This is a genomic window from Enterobacter cloacae complex sp. AR_0002, assembly GCF_001922365.1.
In the GTDB taxonomy this organism is placed as follows: Bacteria; Pseudomonadota; Gammaproteobacteria; order Enterobacterales; family Enterobacteriaceae; genus Enterobacter; species Enterobacter hormaechei_C.
This window is the reverse complement of sequence record NZ_CP018814.1, coordinates 3,709,908-3,725,432: the sequence shown is the minus strand read 5'-3', so window position 1 is coordinate 3,725,432 and position 15,525 is coordinate 3,709,908. Positions and strand designations below refer to the sequence as shown.

The following is a 15,525-nucleotide window of genomic DNA, read 5'->3' as shown; positions in this document are numbered from 1 at the left end:
GCAGCCCAGCCGATTTGAAGACCTCGTTACCACGACGACAATGACCAATCTGGAGAGTTAAGTATGTCCGCTGAACACGTTTTGACGATGCTGAACGAACATGAAGTGAAGTTTGTTGATCTGCGCTTCACCGATACCAAAGGTAAAGAACAGCACGTTACGATCCCTGCTCATCAGGTGAACGCCGAATTCTTTGAAGAAGGCAAAATGTTTGACGGCTCCTCCATTGGCGGCTGGAAAGGCATTAACGAATCCGACATGGTTCTGATGCCAGATGCAACCACTGCGCTCATTGACCCGTTCTACGAAGAACCTACGCTGATCATCCGCTGCGATATTCTGGAACCTGGCACGCTGCAAGGCTATGACCGTGACCCACGCTCCATCGCAAAACGCGCTGAAGAGTACCTGCGCTCTACCGGCATCGCAGACACCGTTCTGTTCGGGCCAGAGCCAGAGTTCTTCCTGTTCGACGACATCCGTTTTGGTGCTTCCATTTCTGGCTCCCACGTCGCTATCGATGACATCGAAGGCGCATGGAACTCTTCCACCAAGTACGAAGGTGGTAACAAAGGTCACCGTCCGGGCGTGAAAGGCGGTTACTTCCCGGTTCCTCCGGTCGATTCTTCACAGGACATCCGTTCTACCATGTGTCTGATCATGGAAGAGATGGGCCTGGTTGTTGAAGCGCACCACCACGAAGTGGCAACGGCTGGCCAGAACGAGATCGCTACCCGCTTCAACACCATGACCAAAAAAGCGGATGAGATTCAGATCTACAAATACGTTGTACACAACGTTGCGCACCGTTTCGGTAAAACCGCGACCTTCATGCCAAAACCAATGTTTGGCGACAACGGTTCCGGCATGCACTGCCACATGTCCCTGTCCAAGAACGGCACCAACCTGTTCTCTGGTGACAAGTATGCGGGTCTGTCTGAGCAGGCGCTGCACTACATCGGCGGTGTTATCAAACACGCTAAAGCGATCAACGCCCTGGCGAACCCGACCACGAACTCCTACAAGCGTCTGGTTCCAGGCTACGAAGCACCCGTGATGCTGGCGTACTCTGCCCGTAACCGTTCTGCTTCTATCCGTATCCCGGTGGTTGCGTCTCCGAAAGCGCGTCGTATCGAAGTGCGCTTCCCGGACCCGGCGGCTAACCCATACCTGTGCTTCGCAGCACTGCTGATGGCCGGTCTGGACGGTATCAAGAACAAGATCCACCCGGGCGAAGCCATGGACAAAAACCTGTACGACCTGCCGCCAGAAGAAGCGAAAGAGATCCCACAGGTTGCCGGCTCTCTGGAAGAAGCCCTGCAAGCGCTGGACGCAGACCGCGAGTTCCTGACCGCTGGCGGCGTGTTCACCGATGAAGCTATCGACGCTTACATCGCGCTGCGTACCGAAGAAAACGACCGCGTTCGCATGACGCCGCACCCGGTTGAGTTTGAACTGTACTACAGCGTTTAATTGTTTTGTTTTACTCGGCGCATACGCGTCGGGAGTAGTTGCCGTGGAAACTTTAGCCCATCTTCGGATGGGCTTTTTTCTCCACCAACAACCTGATCTCACGCGCTTTTTACCTCTAAAACGCTATACTGCACTAAAATAGTGCAACGACTCCAGGAGACTGCTGAATGGCAACTGGCACGCTGCCCGATGCTGGGCAGATCCTCAATTCTTTGATTAACAGTATTTTGCTGGTCGACGACGAGCTGGCGGTGCATTACGCCAACCCGGCGGCGCAACAGCTGCTCGCCCAAAGCGCCAGAAAACTGTTTGGCACGCCGCTGCCGGAACTGCTGAGCTATTTCTCGCTGAATATTGGTCTGATGCAGGAGAGTTTGCAGGCGGGTCAGGGCTTCACCGATAACGAAGTGACGCTGGTGATTGACGGACGCTCGCATATTTTGTCCCTCACCGCACAGCGCCTGCCAGATGGCATGATTCTGCTGGAAATGGCGCCGATGGATAACCAACGTCGTCTCAGCCAGGAGCAGCTTCAGCATGCGCAGCAGATTGCGGCGCGCGACCTGGTGCGCGGGCTGGCCCATGAGATCAAAAACCCGCTGGGCGGCTTACGCGGTGCGGCACAGCTTTTGACCAAAGCGCTGCCTGACCCTGCCCTGGCGGAGTATACCAACGTCATTATTGAGCAGGCGGACCGTCTGCGTAATCTGGTCGATCGCCTGCTCGGGCCACAGCAGCCGGGGATGCATGTTTCAGAAAGCATTCACAAGGTCGCGGAGCGGGTGGTGAAACTCGTCTCTATGGAGCTGCCGGATAACGTCACGCTGGTGCGTGATTACGACCCAAGCCTGCCGGAGCTGGCGCACGATCCGGACCAGATTGAACAGGTGCTGTTGAACATTGTGCGTAACGCGTTGCAGGCGCTGGGCCCGGAGGGTGGCGAAATTATTCTGCGTACCCGCACCGCGTTCCAGCTGACGCTGCACGGCGTGCGTTATCGTCTGGCGGCACGTATTGATGTGGAAGATAACGGGCCGGGGATCCCGCCGCATCTCCAGGACACTCTGTTCTACCCGATGGTCAGCGGTCGCGAAGGCGGCACCGGGCTGGGGTTATCCATAGCCCGAAATTTGATTGACCAACACTCCGGCAAAATTGAATTTACCAGTTGGCCGGGACATACCGAGTTTTCGGTTTTCCTGCCGATTAAAAAATAAAGGTGACGTTTATGCAACGAGGGATAGTCTGGGTAGTCGATGACGATAGCTCCATCCGTTGGGTGCTTGAACGCGCACTCACGGGAGCGGGATTAAGCTGCACGACGTTTGAGAGCGGCAGCGAGGTGCTCGACGCACTCACCACCAAAACGCCGGACGTTCTGCTCTCGGATATTCGCATGCCGGGCATGGACGGACTGGCGCTCTTAAAGCAGATCAAACAGCGCCACCCCATGCTTCCGGTCATCATAATGACCGCCCACTCCGACCTGGATGCCGCCGTTAGCGCCTACCAGCAGGGGGCGTTTGATTATCTGCCAAAACCGTTTGATATCGACGAAGCCGTTGCCCTGGTCGAACGCGCCATCAGCCACTATCAGGAGCAACAGCAGCCCCGCCACGCGCCGGATTTCGGGCCTACGACGGACATCATCGGTGAAGCGCCGGCCATGCAGGACGTGTTTCGCATCATCGGGCGTCTGTCGCGCTCGTCTATCAGCGTCTTGATTAACGGTGAATCAGGGACCGGTAAAGAGCTGGTTGCGCACGCCCTGCATCGCCACAGCCCGCGGGCGAAAGCGCCTTTCATCGCCCTGAACATGGCAGCGATCCCTAAGGATTTAATTGAATCTGAGCTGTTCGGCCACGAAAAAGGGGCGTTTACCGGGGCAAATACCATTCGTCAGGGACGCTTTGAACAGGCTGACGGCGGAACGCTATTCCTGGATGAAATCGGCGATATGCCGCTGGATGTTCAGACCCGACTGCTGCGCGTGCTGGCAGATGGCCAGTTTTACCGCGTGGGCGGGTATGCGCCGGTGAAGGTGGACGTGCGCATTATTGCCGCGACGCACCAGAACCTGGAGCTGCGCGTGCAGGAGGGGAAATTCCGTGAGGATTTATTCCATCGTCTGAACGTGATCCGTGTCCACCTGCCGCCGCTGCGCGAGCGTCGGGAAGATATCCCGCGTCTGGCGCGCCATTTCCTGCAAGTGGCGGCCCGTGAGCTGGGCGTGGAAGCCAAGCAGCTTCATCCGGAAACGGATGCCGCCCTCACCCGTCTGGCATGGCCTGGCAACGTGCGTCAGCTGGAAAACACCTGTCGCTGGCTGACCGTGATGGCCGCCGGACAGGAAGTGTTGATTCAGGATCTCCCCGCCGAGCTGTTTGAAGCCACCGTGCCCGAAAGCACCGCCGGACATGCGCTGCCGGACAGCTGGGCGACGCTGCTGGCGCAGTGGGCAGATCGCGCGCTGCGTTCCGGTCATCAAAATCTGCTCTCCGAAGCGCAGCCGGAGATGGAGCGCACGCTGTTAACTACCGCGCTTCGTCATACCCAGGGCCACAAACAGGAAGCGGCTCGCCTGTTGGGATGGGGTCGAAACACCCTGACGCGCAAGCTGAAAGAGCTGGGAATGGAGTGATCTTACTCCGCTGTGTAAAGGTTACTAAGTGAGCGCAAAGTGCCGTTATTTTGCGCTTTACTGTTCCGATGAGTTTTGTATGATCGTGCCCGGAAACAGGGGGGAGCATCATGCTGGAATCATTAGTGACTTTGCTTTCGAGCGGAGCAGCAGAAAGCCACACGCCACAAACTGCCGTTGCGGCGGTGCTGTGTGCGGCGCTGGTTGGGCTGTTTAGCTAACGAGCTGATGAAAAGCCGGGTGGCGCTTCGCTTACCCGGCTTTTCAACTTAAATCACCCGCGAGAACTGCTGTAAACGCGCCTTCTGACGCAGATAGGCATCGAAGCACATGCAGATATTACGAATCAACAGACGTCCTTTCGGCGTGACGACCACCGCGCTTTCCGACACATCCACCAGCCCGTCCTTCGCCAGCGGCGCAAGGAGTTTCAGGTCTTCGGCAAAGTAATCGCTGAATTGCAGATCCCATTGCGACTCCACCTCGCGGAATTCGAGACGGAAGTTGCAGATAAGCGCCTTAATCACATCACGACGGATGCAGTCGTCACGCGTTAACGCAATGCCGCGCCACAATGCGTTACCCGTTTCATCAACCTGCTGGTAGTACAGCTTCAGCTCTTTCTGGTTCTGAGCGTAGCAGTCGCCAATCATGCTAATGGCGGAGACGCCCATTCCGAGCAGATCGGTATCGCCCTGGGTGGTGTAACCCTGGAAGTTACGGTGGAGAACACCTTCGCGCTGGGCAATTGCCAGTTCGTCGTCAGGGCGGGCAAAGTGATCCATCCCGATAAACTGATAGCCGGTTTCGGTCAGCGAGGCGATGGTCTCCTGCAAAATGTCTAGCTTCTGCTGGGCGGAAGGCAGATCCGCATCTTTGATTTTGCGCTGAGCGGCGAACAGCGTCGGCAGGTGCGCGTAATTAAAGACGCTCAGACGGTCCGGGTTAAGCTCAGCCACGCGTTTAAGCGTGTAGGCGAAGCTCTCCGGCGTCTGCTTCGGCAGGCCGTAAATCAGGTCTATATTCGTTGAGGTAAAGCCGATTTCACGCGCATGGTTGAGTAAGGCAAAGATAAACGCTTCGTCCTGCTCGCGGTTTACCAGGCGCTGTACTTCTTTATTGAAGTCCTGTACGCCCATACTCAGGCGGTTGAAGCCTTCAGCGCGTAAATGATCCAGCACATCCAGCTCGATTTCACGTGGATCGACCTCGATCGAAATTTCGGCGTCGTCGTTAAAACTGAAATTGTCGCGCAGCAGCGCCATCAGGCGGCTGATCTGCGCTTTATTCAGATAGGTTGGCGTACCACCGCCCCAGTGAAGCTGGCTAACGTGACGCCCTTTAAACAGCGGTGCGCGGTGCAGAATTTCCTGTTCGAGCGCATCGAGGTATTGATCGGCTTTGTGCTGCTGGCGGGTAACGATTTTATTGCAGCCGCAGAAGTAGCAGAGCTTATGGCAGAATGGAATATGGACGTAGAGCGACAGCGGGCGCTCGGGATAGCGCGCCACAGCATGCTGAAAATCCGCCTCGCCGAAAGCGTCAGAAAACTCCAGCGCGGTGGGGTATGAGGTATAACGCGGCCCGGAATAGTTATATTTCTGGATCAGGGCAAAATCCCAGTCGATAGATGGTACAGACATGCTCACTCCTTCCGTTGGTGTCGCGTTCGTATACGGCGGCCCGTTCTGGTCCCGTTGCGGGCCATCATTCGGGTGCGCAGCCACTTCTGTCGCCGCGACAACCGCCGTAGTTTAACGAATAACCACACCAGATAACATATAACCGGAAGGGTTATAAGCAGGACGAGTGTACCTGCCGGGTGCAAATGTTAGTTTCCACCCTTCAGAAGACGCATCATATCTTCCTGCTTTTCGTCTTCCTCTTCGTCTTCTTCATCATCGTAGGACAGACCCAGCTTCTGCATCAGCTCGTCGATGCGATCCAGTTTGGCATCCACCCATGACTGCTCTTCGGCGGTCAAGGTTTCACCCTCTTCAAGACGTTCCAGCAGCGCGTCCAGGCGCTCATCGTTCTCCAGCAAATCCAGCTCAGCCTGCGGTGAAAGCATAGGTTTCTCGCTCTTTGGTTTGTGCTGCTTAGTGACCGGGGTGTCTGTCACGCCCAGTGGAATGGGAGTTTTACTGCCGATACGAGGATCTTTCTGCTGCTTGCTTTTTGCAGAAGCGCCTGCGGCACCGCCACCGTTAGCACGGCTACCCGCAGCATGGCCACGATGTTTTTTATCGCGTTTGCGATCGCGCGCTTCCTGATTCAGTTCTTCGCGCGTTTTGCGGCGTGCTTTTGCAGGGCGTTTCGCGCCCGCAGCGGAGGTCGGTTTTTTCATGATGTTTTATCTTTAAGTCGTTTTCTTCAGTATAGAATTGCGGCGAAATCTAGCAGAAAGCAAGCAAAGAAAAAAGGCGACAGAGCAATCTGTCGCCTTTTTTCCTGACTCACAACCCTTAACGGGTCAGACATTCCCTGTTTGCCTGCAACAAACCCTGTTTATCCCTTGGCTACTACCGTCCGTGATACGGTTCCGTTTCCTGTTAAAAACGCCTCCAGGCGCCGGTCATCCTGACAATCCTGAGTCTTCGCCTCCTGGCGCTCCTGACCCTTATCCTTAAGTCGTTATCCTGTTGGCATCCTCGCCGTAGCACACACTTTACCTTGTTCCTTTAAACTAACAAGCAACGAAAAGATACAAAACCGGATTTTCAGATAATTACTCATTAATAACTCTTTGAATTTTAATATCTTGAGTTTTTTAGCGCCTGCGATTTCTCTTAAATTTCTCATACGCTTAAGGGCAAATCTCTTACATTTCGCAGGGCTTTCACTTACATGTCAATGACGAAGGGAAAAGCCTTTTGCCCGCATTCAGGTATAATCCCCGCAGATTACGATTTTTGGAGACGACCACGTGACTACCTGGAACTACCAACAGACGCATTTTGTCACCAGTGCGCCCGATATTCGCCACCTGCCCTCAGACACAGGGATTGAAGTGGCATTTGCTGGCCGCTCCAATGCGGGAAAATCCAGTGCCCTGAATACGCTGACCAATCAGAAAAACCTGGCGCGTACCTCAAAAACACCTGGCCGTACACAACTGATTAACCTGTTTGAAGTGGCTGAAGGCAAACGCCTGGTCGATTTACCGGGCTACGGTTACGCGCAGGTACCGGAAGAGATGAAGATCAAATGGCAGCGTGCGCTGGGTGAATACCTGGAAAAACGCATGTGTCTGAAAGGCCTGGTGGTGCTGATGGATATTCGTCATCCGCTGAAAGATCTCGACCAGCAGATGATTGACTGGGCGGTGGCAAGCGATATTGCGGTGCTGGTACTGCTGACAAAAGCGGATAAGCTGGCGAGCGGCGCGCGCAAGGCACAGGTGAATAAGGTTCGTGAAGCGGTGCTGGCATTCAACGGTGATGTACAGGTTGAACCGTTCTCCTCGCTGAAAAAGCAGGGCGTGGATAAACTGCGTCAGAAGCTCGACAGCTGGTTTAACGATCTGGAACCGGCGACAGAAGCGGAAGCAGAGTAATAACAGGCGCGGCGATGACCGCGCTTTTTTTCGCCTGAAACTTTCTTTGCCGCAATAAAAAACGCCCCAGTCATTACTGACTGGGGCGGCTAAAATATTCAGCCAAATCCGATTACGTGAAGTAAAAGGTCTGAAAGATAGAACATCTTACCTCTGTACCCTACGTCGTTAACTCTACTCTTTTTTTATCGCTGGACAAAGCACTTTTTGTAGTTTTTTTTCATTCTTTACATAGGGAATTCTAATGATCGTCACAAAACGCGCGTACTTATGTTGCTTACTTACATAAAACGCGCGTTATTCCGTTAACCCTTAGTGAGCCTGATCCCAGTTTTCGCCGCTACCCACTTCCACCAGCAACGGAACGTCCAGCTTCATGCTGTTTTCCATCAGTTCATGGATCTTCTGAGAGACCGTCTCCAGATCGTCTTTATGAACTTCAAAGACCAGTTCATCGTGTACCTGCATGATCATTTTCACGCGCGGCTTCTCTTTTTCCAACCAGGCATCGACGGCGATCATTGCGCGTTTAATGATGTCCGCCGCAGTGCCCTGCATAGGGGCGTTAATCGCAGCACGTTCAGCACCCGCGCGGCGCGCGGCGTTGCTGGATTTGATGTCCGGAAGGTAGAGACGACGGCCATCCAGCGTTTCAACGTAGCCTTTCTCTTTCGCCTGCGCGCGGGTACGTTCCATATATTCCAGCACGCCCGGATACCGCTCGAAGTAGAGATCCATATACTTCTGCGACTCTTTACGCGGAATATTGAGCTGGCGTGAAAGACCAAAGGCACTCATGCCGTAAATCAGACCGAAGTTGATCGCTTTTGCGCTACGACGCTGCTCATTTGTCACGCTCTCCAGCGGCAGCCCAAACACTTCGGCAGCGGTTGCCCGGTGGATGTCCTTCCCTTCGGCAAAGGCCGTCAGCAGGCCTTTGTCGCGTGACAGGTGCGCCATAATACGCAGTTCGATTTGCGAGTAGTCCGCGGAGACAATCAGATAATCCTCTGGCGCAATGAAAGCCTGGCGAATACGGCGGCCCTCTTCATTACGCACCGGAATGTTCTGAAGGTTAGGATCGGTTGACGAAAGTCGCCCGGTCGCCGCCACAGCCTGGTGATAGGAGGTGTGCACGCGGCCCGTTTTCGGGTTGATCATCAACGGCAGTTTGTCGGTATAGGTCGATTTCAGCTTAGCCAGACCGCGGTATTGCAGAATAACTTTTGGCAGCGGATAGTCCAGCGCCAGCTCTTCCAGCACCTCTTCAGACGTTGAAGGAGCGCCGCCCGGGGTTTTCTTCAGCGGCTTGATACCCTGTTTTTCAAACAGGATGGTTTGCAGCTGTTTCGGTGACGACAGGTTAAATGCCTCGCCAGCAAGCTCATGCGCTTTCTGTTCAAGCTCGGTCAGGCGCTGCGCCAGCTCACCAGAGTGGTTATGCAGCACCGTTGGGTCGATTTTAACGCCATTGCGCTCAATGCGGGACAGCACAGGCACCAGCGGCATCTCAATGTTCTCGAACACATTCAGCGGCCCTTCGTGCTTCTGCAATTTCGGCCACATTTTGAGATGCAGCTGTAGCGTGACGTCAGCGTCTTCCGCGGCGTAGCGGCCTGCCTCTTCCAGCGCGATCTGGTTAAAGGTCAGCTGATTTTTACCCTTACCGGCAATTTCTTCAAAGGTGATGGTTTTGTGTTTCAGCCAACGATCGGATAAGGAATCCATATCATGGCGGCCCGCCACGCTGTCCAGAATGTAAGATTCAAGCATGGTGTCAAAAGCGATACCACGCAGCTCAATGCCGTAGTTTTGCAGAATACCGCGGTCATACTTCAGGTTTTGCCCGACCTTCAGCGCTTTCTCGTCTTCCAGAATCGGCTTCAGTAGTTCTAAGGCGCGCTCGCGGGAGATTTGCTCCGGCGCATCCAGATAGTCGTGAGCAACCGGAACATAGGCGGCAACACCCGGCTCCGTCGCGAATGACAGACCCACCATATTAGCCGTAATGTTATCAAGGCTGTCCGTTTCGGTATCGAAAGCAAATACTGGCGCTTTTTTCAGCTTTTCAATCCAGGCGACGAGCCGTGACTCTTCCAGGATGGTTTCATAGTTGTCGAAGGAGAGCGCTATCGCCTCTTCTTCTGCCTGCTCTTCGGCATCGACAACGATGGTCTCTTTCGGCTTCGCCGCAGGTTTAGCCCCTTTCGCCTGAAGCCATTTCCCGGCTTCAACATCCGCGGTCCAGCGTTTAAATTCGTATTTTCTGAACAGACCAAGCAGTTCGTCGGCGGCGGGTTCCTGCACTTCTAGCTGCTCGCAGGTAAGCTCCAGCTCTACGTCAGTTTTGATAGTGGCCAACTGATAGGAGAGATAAGCCACCTCTTTGTTATCGGCGAGTTTTCCGGCCATGGTTTTTGCGCCACGGAAGGTAAGACCGGCAATTTTGTCGGACTCTGCATACAGCGTATCCAGCCCGCCCAGCCCTTGCAGCAGCGCCTGAGCTGTTTTTTCACCCACGCCCGGCACGCCAGGAATGTTATCCGAGGAATCGCCCATCAGGGCGAGGAAATCAATAATGAGCTCTGGCGGCACACCATATTTGGCGACCACTTCTTCCGGGCCAAGAATGGTGTTTGTCATGGTGTTGATCAGCGTAATCCCTGGCGTTACCAGCTGCGCCATGTCTTTATCACCGGTACTGATCAGAACCGGGCGGCCTGCTTTTTCCGCTTCGCGCGCCAGGGTACCAATAACGTCGTCAGCTTCAACGCCAGAGACCGCCAGCAGTGGCAGCCCCATCGCTTTCACCATAGCGTGCAGCGGTTCAATCTGCGCACGCAGATCGTCAGGCATAGGGGGACGGTGTGATTTGTAATGCTCAAATAATTCATCGCGGAAGGTTTTACCCTTCGCATCAAACACCACGGCCGCATGGGTTGGGTGGTATTGCAGAATCAGGCTGCGCAGCATATTCAGCACGCCGTACATTGCGCCGGTAGGTTCCCCTGCGCTGTTGGTCAGAGGAGGAAACGCATGATACGCCCGATACAGGTAAGAAGAGCCATCGACGAGTATAAGTGGGTTTTCTGGGATCTGAACCATAATGTCCGTGCCTGTTATGAATTTATGGGTAAAGGATGCCACAGAAGGATGAAAACATCAGGTTTTAGCGCTTTATACAGAAAAAGATTTTGCGATCGGGAAGATCGCTCGCAAAACAAAACTGTGGATAAGTTTGTGCATATTTTTAATACAGGTGAATAACAGCTTGATAAAAGTGATATTGAAAACTTATTTATCTATTTAAATCAAACAATTAATACAAGATCAATTAAGATCACACCTCACTGATGGTTATTTAGTCTATGTGGATATAAGGCTTAAGCACCTTGTCTATAGGGAAAAATTCGAGGCCTGCCAGGAAAAGCCGCGGCCTCCTGGTGTGAAAGCGCCCTGGTCTGAGCGAATTTCTGATAAGATCGGCGCCCAGCACCGGATAGCCGGCTGCTCAATTACAGCTAACTATCTGAAAAAATTCATCATGTCGAGAATACTCGCTGCGATAACATTATTATTTAGCGTCATTTTAACTATTCTGGTTACTATCGCCTGTTCTGTGCCAATCATCGTTGCCGGAATAATTAAGCTCCTGTTGCCTGTCCCTCCGGTATGGCGCGCGGTGTCTGCTTTTTGTAATTTTATGATGTACTGCTGGTGTGAAGGCCTGGCGATCCTGCTGCATCTGAACCCCTGGCTGAAGTGGGACGTTCAGGGTCTGGAGAAGCTGAACAAAAAGAACTGGTATCTGCTGATCTGCAATCACCACAGCTGGGCCGACATTGTTGTATTGTGCGTACTGTTTCGCAAACACATTCCGATGAATAAATACTTTCTGAAACAGCAGCTGGCCTGGGTGCCTTTCATTGGTCTGGCCTGCTGGGCGCTGGATATGCCGTTTATGAAACGCTATTCACGCAGCTATTTGATTCGTCATCCGGAACGCCGCGGTAAGGACGTGGAAACCACGCGCCGTTCTTGCGAGAAGTTTCGCGCGCATCCCACCACCATTGTTAACTTCGTCGAAGGATCGCGCTTTACCGAAGAGAAGCGCCAGCAAACTCGCTCTCCTTATCAGAACCTGTTGCCGCCAAAGGCTGCGGGCATCGCAATGGCGCTCAACGTGCTGGGTGAGCAGTTCGATAAATTGTTGAACGTAACGCTCTGCTATCCGGAAAACGACAGGACGCCATTCTACGACATGCTCAGCGGCAGGCTGACGCGTATCGTTGTCCGCGTTGATCTGGTGCCCGTCAATACTGAACTGCACGGGGATTACGTCAACGATAAAAACTTCAAACGTCGTTTCCAGCTTTGGCTTAATACACTCTGGAAAGAGAAAGACGAGCAGATAGCGAAGATTAAATCTTCATACAAAAACGCCGGTCAGTGACCGGCGTTTTTCTTTATGGTTGTTACTTTTTCTCAACCAGGTATTTCACGGTATCAGCGTACTGTTGTACGAAGATATCCATGCTGGTCGTGTCCATACCACGCATATTCACCTGGTATTTGCCGTTAACATACATCGCCGGCACGCCCTGCAACTGGAAGTCAGCGGCAGCTTTTTCCTGCTGTGCCACGAGAGATTTCACCACAAAACTGTTCCAGGCAGCGTCGTAGTCTTCACCTTTCACACCGGCATCTACGAACACTTTACGGATATCTGCCGTAGTTTGTACGGTCTGGGTTTTCTGTACGGCTTCAAACATAGGCGCGGTGATCTTATCTTCCACACCCAGCGCAATCGCGACCGCCCATGCCTGAGTCAGATCTTTGCCCAGTGGGCCAAGGAACTCAACGTGGTATTTCGTCATTTTGGTGCCTTCCGGCAGCTTTTTCTTCACGTTGTCAGAAACATGAAGTACCTGCTCAAACTCGTAGCAGTGCGGGCAGTAGAAGGAGAAGAACTCCAGCACCTGAGGCTCGCCAGCAACAGGCTTGTCTAGCGTAATGTACTGCTTGCCGTCGGTAAACTGCGCAGCAGTTGCGCTAAATGCCAGAATCATACCAGCCAGCGCCAGCCAAATTTTTTTCATGATCAACTCTCTCCTGGGTGTGTCCAATTAATACATCGGCGTTAATTGCAAAGGGGGTTCCTGTAGAACCTTAACCTGCTCGGTAAATGTGGATATCTGGTTGCGCCAGTAATCCTCCCCGGTAAGCCAGGGGAAATTTCGGGGAAAAGCCGGGTCTTCCCAACGCCTGATTAACCACGCGAGATAATAAACAAATCGCATCGCACGTAAAGGCTCTATCAAGGCAATTTCGTCTGAATTAAAGGGGATAAATTCTTCATAAGCTTCAATTATGGTCTCAAGCTGCATGCGCTGCTCGGCTTTATCACCGTTGAGTAGCATCCATAGATCCTGCACCGCGGGTCCCATACGTGCGTCATCAAGATCGACAAATAGCGGCCCATCGCGCCAGAGAATATTCCCGGCGTGGCAGTCACCGTGCAGGCGCAGAGTAGTAATATCATCCCGCCAGCAGGCTTTTACAGCATCAATAAGCTTATCGGTCGCCGTGAGGAAATTATCCTTTAGTGCATTCGGGATCAGCGCCGATGTTTCGAATACCTGTCGCGGCTCAATAAGATATTCCTGAACACCAATCGTCGGACGGGCAACAAACGGTTTTTTACGTCCCGTCTGATGAATGCGCCCCAGATAGCGGGCAACCCATTCCATCTGATCGATATTATCTGCCTCAAACTGTCTTCCGCCCAGGCTCGGAAATACCGCGTAGTAAAAGCCCTGATGGGTCAGCAGCGTTTGGTTATTGAATTTAATCGGTGCCGCAACGGGAACATCATCATCCAGTAGATCGTGGGCAAACTGATGTTCTTCCTGAATTTGTTCTGCGGACCAGCGCTGTGGACGGTAAAACTTTACGACAAAGCGCTGGCGCTCTTCGTCCTGAAATTGGTAGACACGGTTTTCGTAGCTGTTTAAAGCGGTTAACCCGGAATCCACCCGAATACCCTGCTCGAACAGCGCATCCATAATGGTATCCGGGTGTAGTGTCTGGAAAGTAAAAGCCTGGTCGTTCATCCGATCATCCGGAAATTATACGAATGATTCAGGATATCATCTTGTGGCGATTTCGGTGGCTCCGCTTACAAGCTTTTACTCTTTAATTACGCCTCGGGCGCGCAGTAATGCGGTTTTAAAATCCTCTTCATAATCTTTCTGAATGCCAGGAATAACAGCATCTTTAGCCGAGTCACGCATTTTCAGGTGGTAGATCAGGATGTCGTCAGAAAGGTCCGCCAGTTCGCCATCAAAACCTGACTCTTTCGCCAGTTTCTGTAAAAATTGCATCAGATTCAGCTCTGGCTCTTTTTGCCAGGCCGGCTGGAGAAGCTCAATGACTTCATTAAGACGTTTACATTTCATGGTAGTGCTCCTTTCATTTAGAGAGACACGTTAGCAGGGTAAATCCCACAATAAAAGAGGCGATATTCGTGAATCAATGCCAGGAAATCATCGGGGTTGTTCTGGCCGGGGGCAGGGCAACGCGAATGGGTGGAAAGGATAAGGGACTTCAGCTCCTGAACAACACACCATTATGGCAGCATGTTGCTGATACGCTTGCAGATCAGGTGTCATCGATGGCGATCAGCGCTAACCGACATGTTGATATCTATCAGCGCAGCGGGTATCCGGTTTATCAGGATAACCTGGCGGACTACCCCGGTCCGCTGGCGGGAATGCTTTCTGTTATGCAGCAGTCGTACGGAGAGTGGTTTCTCTTTTGTCCATGTGATACGCCCTTCATCCCGTCCTGTCTGGTTGAACGTCTGGTGCAGCGGCGCGGTGGTGCTCCCGTCGTCTGGGTACACGACGGTGAACGCGACCATCCAACGATCGCATTGATTAATCGCTCGTTAATATCCGCGCTGGAAGATTACCTGGCCGCAGGAGAGCGACGCGTCATGGTATTTATGCGCCAGTCCGGAGGGCATTCCGTTGATTTCAGCGACATGAAATCGGCGTTTGTGAATGTAAACACGACGGAAGATTTGCAGATGATGCAGGAGAGAAAATGATACCCGTATTAGCGATCTCAGCCTGGAGTGGCACCGGGAAAACTTCGCTGCTAAAAAAACTGATACCTGCACTTTGCGCCAAAGGCATTCGTCCCGGATTGATTAAGCATACGCACCATAACATGGATGTCGATAAACCGGGGAAAGATAGCTATGAGCTGCGTAAGGCTGGCGCTGCACAAACGATGGTGGCGAGTAACCAGCGCTGGGCGTTAATGACAGAAACACCGGATGAAGCACCGCTGGATCTCGCTTATCTTGTCAGCCGGATGGATCACTCCACGCTGGATCTGGTGCTGGTTGAGGGGTTTAAGCATGAGGCTGTTGCGAAGATCCTGCTATTCAGAAGCGATGCCGGACATGACGTAAGTGAGTTAACGCTGGATGAACATGTGATTGCCGTGGCCAGTGACGTTGCGTTGACGCTGAAAGTACCGGTTCTGGATTTGAATAATGTGGAGGGGATTGCAGCGTTTATTTCGGCGTGGTGTGCAGTCTGAAATCTGCCGGGTGACGGCTTCTTAAGGCCTGCCGTTTTTCAGCAAACAAACGCAAAAAGGCCATCCTTGCGGATGGCCTCTTCACTTGTTTGATGCCTGGCAGTTCCCTACTCTCACATGGGGAGACCCCACACTACCATCGGCGCTACGGCGTTTCACTTCTGAGTTCGGCATGGGGTCAGGTGGGACCACCGCGCTAAAGCCGCCAGGCAAATTCTGTTAATCTGTATCAGGCTGAAAATCG

General features: G+C 53.0%; 14 protein-coding genes and 1 rRNA gene. 8 read left to right on the top strand and 7 right to left on the bottom strand.

The window, feature by feature from the left end; translation table 11 throughout:
* Positions 1-63: 63 nt before the first annotated feature.
* The 4 genes from glnA (at position 64) to AM329_RS25630 (ending at position 4,335) form a co-directional block, all read left to right on the top strand.
* Positions 64-1,473 carry a glutamate--ammonia ligase gene (gene glnA / locus AM329_RS18455; RefSeq protein WP_003861925.1) on the top strand — a complete coding sequence of 470 codons (1,410 nt, stop codon included), beginning with the start codon at positions 64-66 and terminating at the stop codon, positions 1,471-1,473.
* Between the two features lie 167 nt (positions 1,474-1,640).
* Positions 1,641-2,690: a nitrogen regulation protein NR(II) gene (gene glnL, locus AM329_RS18450; protein WP_003861923.1), complete on the top strand. Its 1,050-nt coding sequence runs from the start codon at positions 1,641-1,643 to the stop codon at positions 2,688-2,690.
* A gap of 11 nt (positions 2,691-2,701) precedes the next feature.
* On the top strand, positions 2,702-4,114 hold the full coding sequence (glnG, locus tag AM329_RS18445) for a nitrogen regulation protein NR(I) (RefSeq protein ID WP_003861919.1): 1,413 nt from the start codon (positions 2,702-2,704) through the stop codon (positions 4,112-4,114).
* Between the two features lie 110 nt (positions 4,115-4,224).
* Positions 4,225-4,335 carry a YshB family small membrane protein gene (locus AM329_RS25630; protein ID WP_017382667.1) on the top strand — a complete coding sequence of 37 codons (111 nt, stop codon included), beginning with the start codon at positions 4,225-4,227 and terminating at the stop codon, positions 4,333-4,335.
* 48 nt (positions 4,336-4,383) lie between these two features.
* Here the strand turns inward: AM329_RS25630 and hemN are convergent, their stop codons facing one another.
* Both hemN and yihI read right to left on the bottom strand, forming a co-directional pair.
* Complete coding sequence (gene hemN, locus AM329_RS18435) at positions 4,384-5,757, bottom strand: oxygen-independent coproporphyrinogen III oxidase (RefSeq protein WP_032608126.1); 1,374 nt, start codon at positions 5,755-5,757, stop codon at positions 4,384-4,386.
* Between the two features lie 188 nt (positions 5,758-5,945).
* Complete coding sequence (gene yihI, locus AM329_RS18425) at positions 5,946-6,461, bottom strand: Der GTPase-activating protein YihI (protein WP_032608127.1); 516 nt, start codon at positions 6,459-6,461, stop codon at positions 5,946-5,948.
* A 579-nt stretch (positions 6,462-7,040) separates the two neighbouring features.
* On the opposite strand from yihI, the gene yihA reads away from it, so the two are divergent.
* Positions 7,041-7,670, top strand: coding sequence for a ribosome biogenesis GTP-binding protein YihA/YsxC (gene yihA, locus AM329_RS18415; RefSeq protein ID WP_003861913.1), 630 nt, complete (start codon positions 7,041-7,043; stop codon positions 7,668-7,670).
* Between the two features lie 312 nt (positions 7,671-7,982).
* On the opposite strand, the gene polA is transcribed toward yihA, so the two are convergent.
* A complete protein-coding gene (gene polA / locus AM329_RS18410) occupies positions 7,983-10,775 on the bottom strand; it encodes a DNA polymerase I (protein ID WP_032608128.1) in 2,793 nt (930 codons plus the stop codon).
* Positions 10,776-11,214: 439 nt separating this feature from the next.
* Between polA and AM329_RS18405 the strand changes: the two genes are divergently transcribed.
* The gene (locus AM329_RS18405; protein WP_032610145.1) at positions 11,215-12,123 is read left to right on the top strand and encodes an acyltransferase; all 909 of its coding nucleotides are present in this window, start codon (positions 11,215-11,217) and stop codon (positions 12,121-12,123) included.
* 22 nt (positions 12,124-12,145) lie between these two features.
* Here the strand turns inward: AM329_RS18405 and dsbA are convergent, their stop codons facing one another.
* The 3 genes from dsbA to AM329_RS18390 form a co-directional block, all read right to left on the bottom strand.
* Positions 12,146-12,769 carry a thiol:disulfide interchange protein DsbA gene (gene dsbA, locus AM329_RS18400; protein ID WP_003861908.1) on the bottom strand — a complete coding sequence of 208 codons (624 nt, stop codon included), beginning with the start codon at positions 12,767-12,769 and terminating at the stop codon, positions 12,146-12,148.
* A 27-nt stretch (positions 12,770-12,796) separates the two neighbouring features.
* Positions 12,797-13,783, bottom strand: a complete 987-nt coding sequence (locus AM329_RS18395) for a serine/threonine protein kinase (protein ID WP_003861905.1) — start codon at positions 13,781-13,783, stop codon at positions 12,797-12,799.
* A gap of 75 nt (positions 13,784-13,858) precedes the next feature.
* A complete protein-coding gene (locus AM329_RS18390) occupies positions 13,859-14,128 on the bottom strand; it encodes a YihD family protein (RefSeq protein WP_003861904.1) in 270 nt (89 codons plus the stop codon).
* Positions 14,129-14,196: 68 nt separating this feature from the next.
* Between AM329_RS18390 and mobA the strand changes: the two genes are divergently transcribed.
* Positions 14,197-14,781 carry a molybdenum cofactor guanylyltransferase MobA gene (gene mobA, locus AM329_RS18385; RefSeq protein WP_032608129.1) on the top strand — a complete coding sequence of 195 codons (585 nt, stop codon included), beginning with the start codon at positions 14,197-14,199 and terminating at the stop codon, positions 14,779-14,781.
* Positions 14,778-15,281 (top strand): molybdopterin-guanine dinucleotide biosynthesis protein MobB, encoded by a 504-nt coding sequence (mobB, locus tag AM329_RS18380; protein ID WP_003861899.1) that lies wholly within the window; start codon positions 14,778-14,780, stop codon positions 15,279-15,281. The genes mobA and mobB overlap by 4 nt, the downstream gene beginning before the upstream one ends.
* Before the next feature lie 94 nt (positions 15,282-15,375).
* Here the strand turns inward: mobB and rrf are convergent.
* Positions 15,376-15,491: ribosomal RNA gene (gene rrf, locus AM329_RS18375) — 5S ribosomal RNA — on the bottom strand.
* Positions 15,492-15,525 lie beyond the last annotated feature (34 nt).

Bases quoted from the DNA above. Each gene is read 5' to 3' on its own strand.
- glnA (WP_003861925.1), top strand. From the start codon at position 64: ATGTCCGCTGAACACGTTTTGACGATGCTGAACGAACATGAAGTGAAG.
- glnL (WP_003861923.1), top strand. From the start codon at position 1,641: ATGGCAACTGGCACGCTGCCCGATGCTGGGCAGATCCTCAATTCTTTG.
- glnG (WP_003861919.1), top strand. From the start codon at position 2,702: ATGCAACGAGGGATAGTCTGGGTAGTCGATGACGATAGCTCCATCCGT.
- AM329_RS25630 (WP_017382667.1), top strand. From the start codon at position 4,225: ATGCTGGAATCATTAGTGACTTTGCTTTCGAGCGGAGCAGCAGAAAGC.
- hemN (WP_032608126.1), bottom strand. From the start codon at position 5,757: ATGTCTGTACCATCTATCGACTGGGATTTTGCCCTGATCCAGAAATAT.
- yihI (WP_032608127.1), bottom strand. From the start codon at position 6,461: ATGAAAAAACCGACCTCCGCTGCGGGCGCGAAACGCCCTGCAAAAGCA.
- polA (WP_032608128.1), bottom strand. From the start codon at position 10,775: ATGGTTCAGATCCCAGAAAACCCACTTATACTCGTCGATGGCTCTTCT.
- AM329_RS18405 (WP_032610145.1), top strand. From the start codon at position 11,215: ATGTCGAGAATACTCGCTGCGATAACATTATTATTTAGCGTCATTTTA.
- dsbA (WP_003861908.1), bottom strand. From the start codon at position 12,769: ATGAAAAAAATTTGGCTGGCGCTGGCTGGTATGATTCTGGCATTTAGC.
- AM329_RS18395 (WP_003861905.1), bottom strand. From the start codon at position 13,783: ATGAACGACCAGGCTTTTACTTTCCAGACACTACACCCGGATACCATT.
- AM329_RS18390 (WP_003861904.1), bottom strand. From the start codon at position 14,128: ATGAAATGTAAACGTCTTAATGAAGTCATTGAGCTTCTCCAGCCGGCC.
- mobB (WP_003861899.1), top strand. From the start codon at position 14,778: ATGATACCCGTATTAGCGATCTCAGCCTGGAGTGGCACCGGGAAAACT.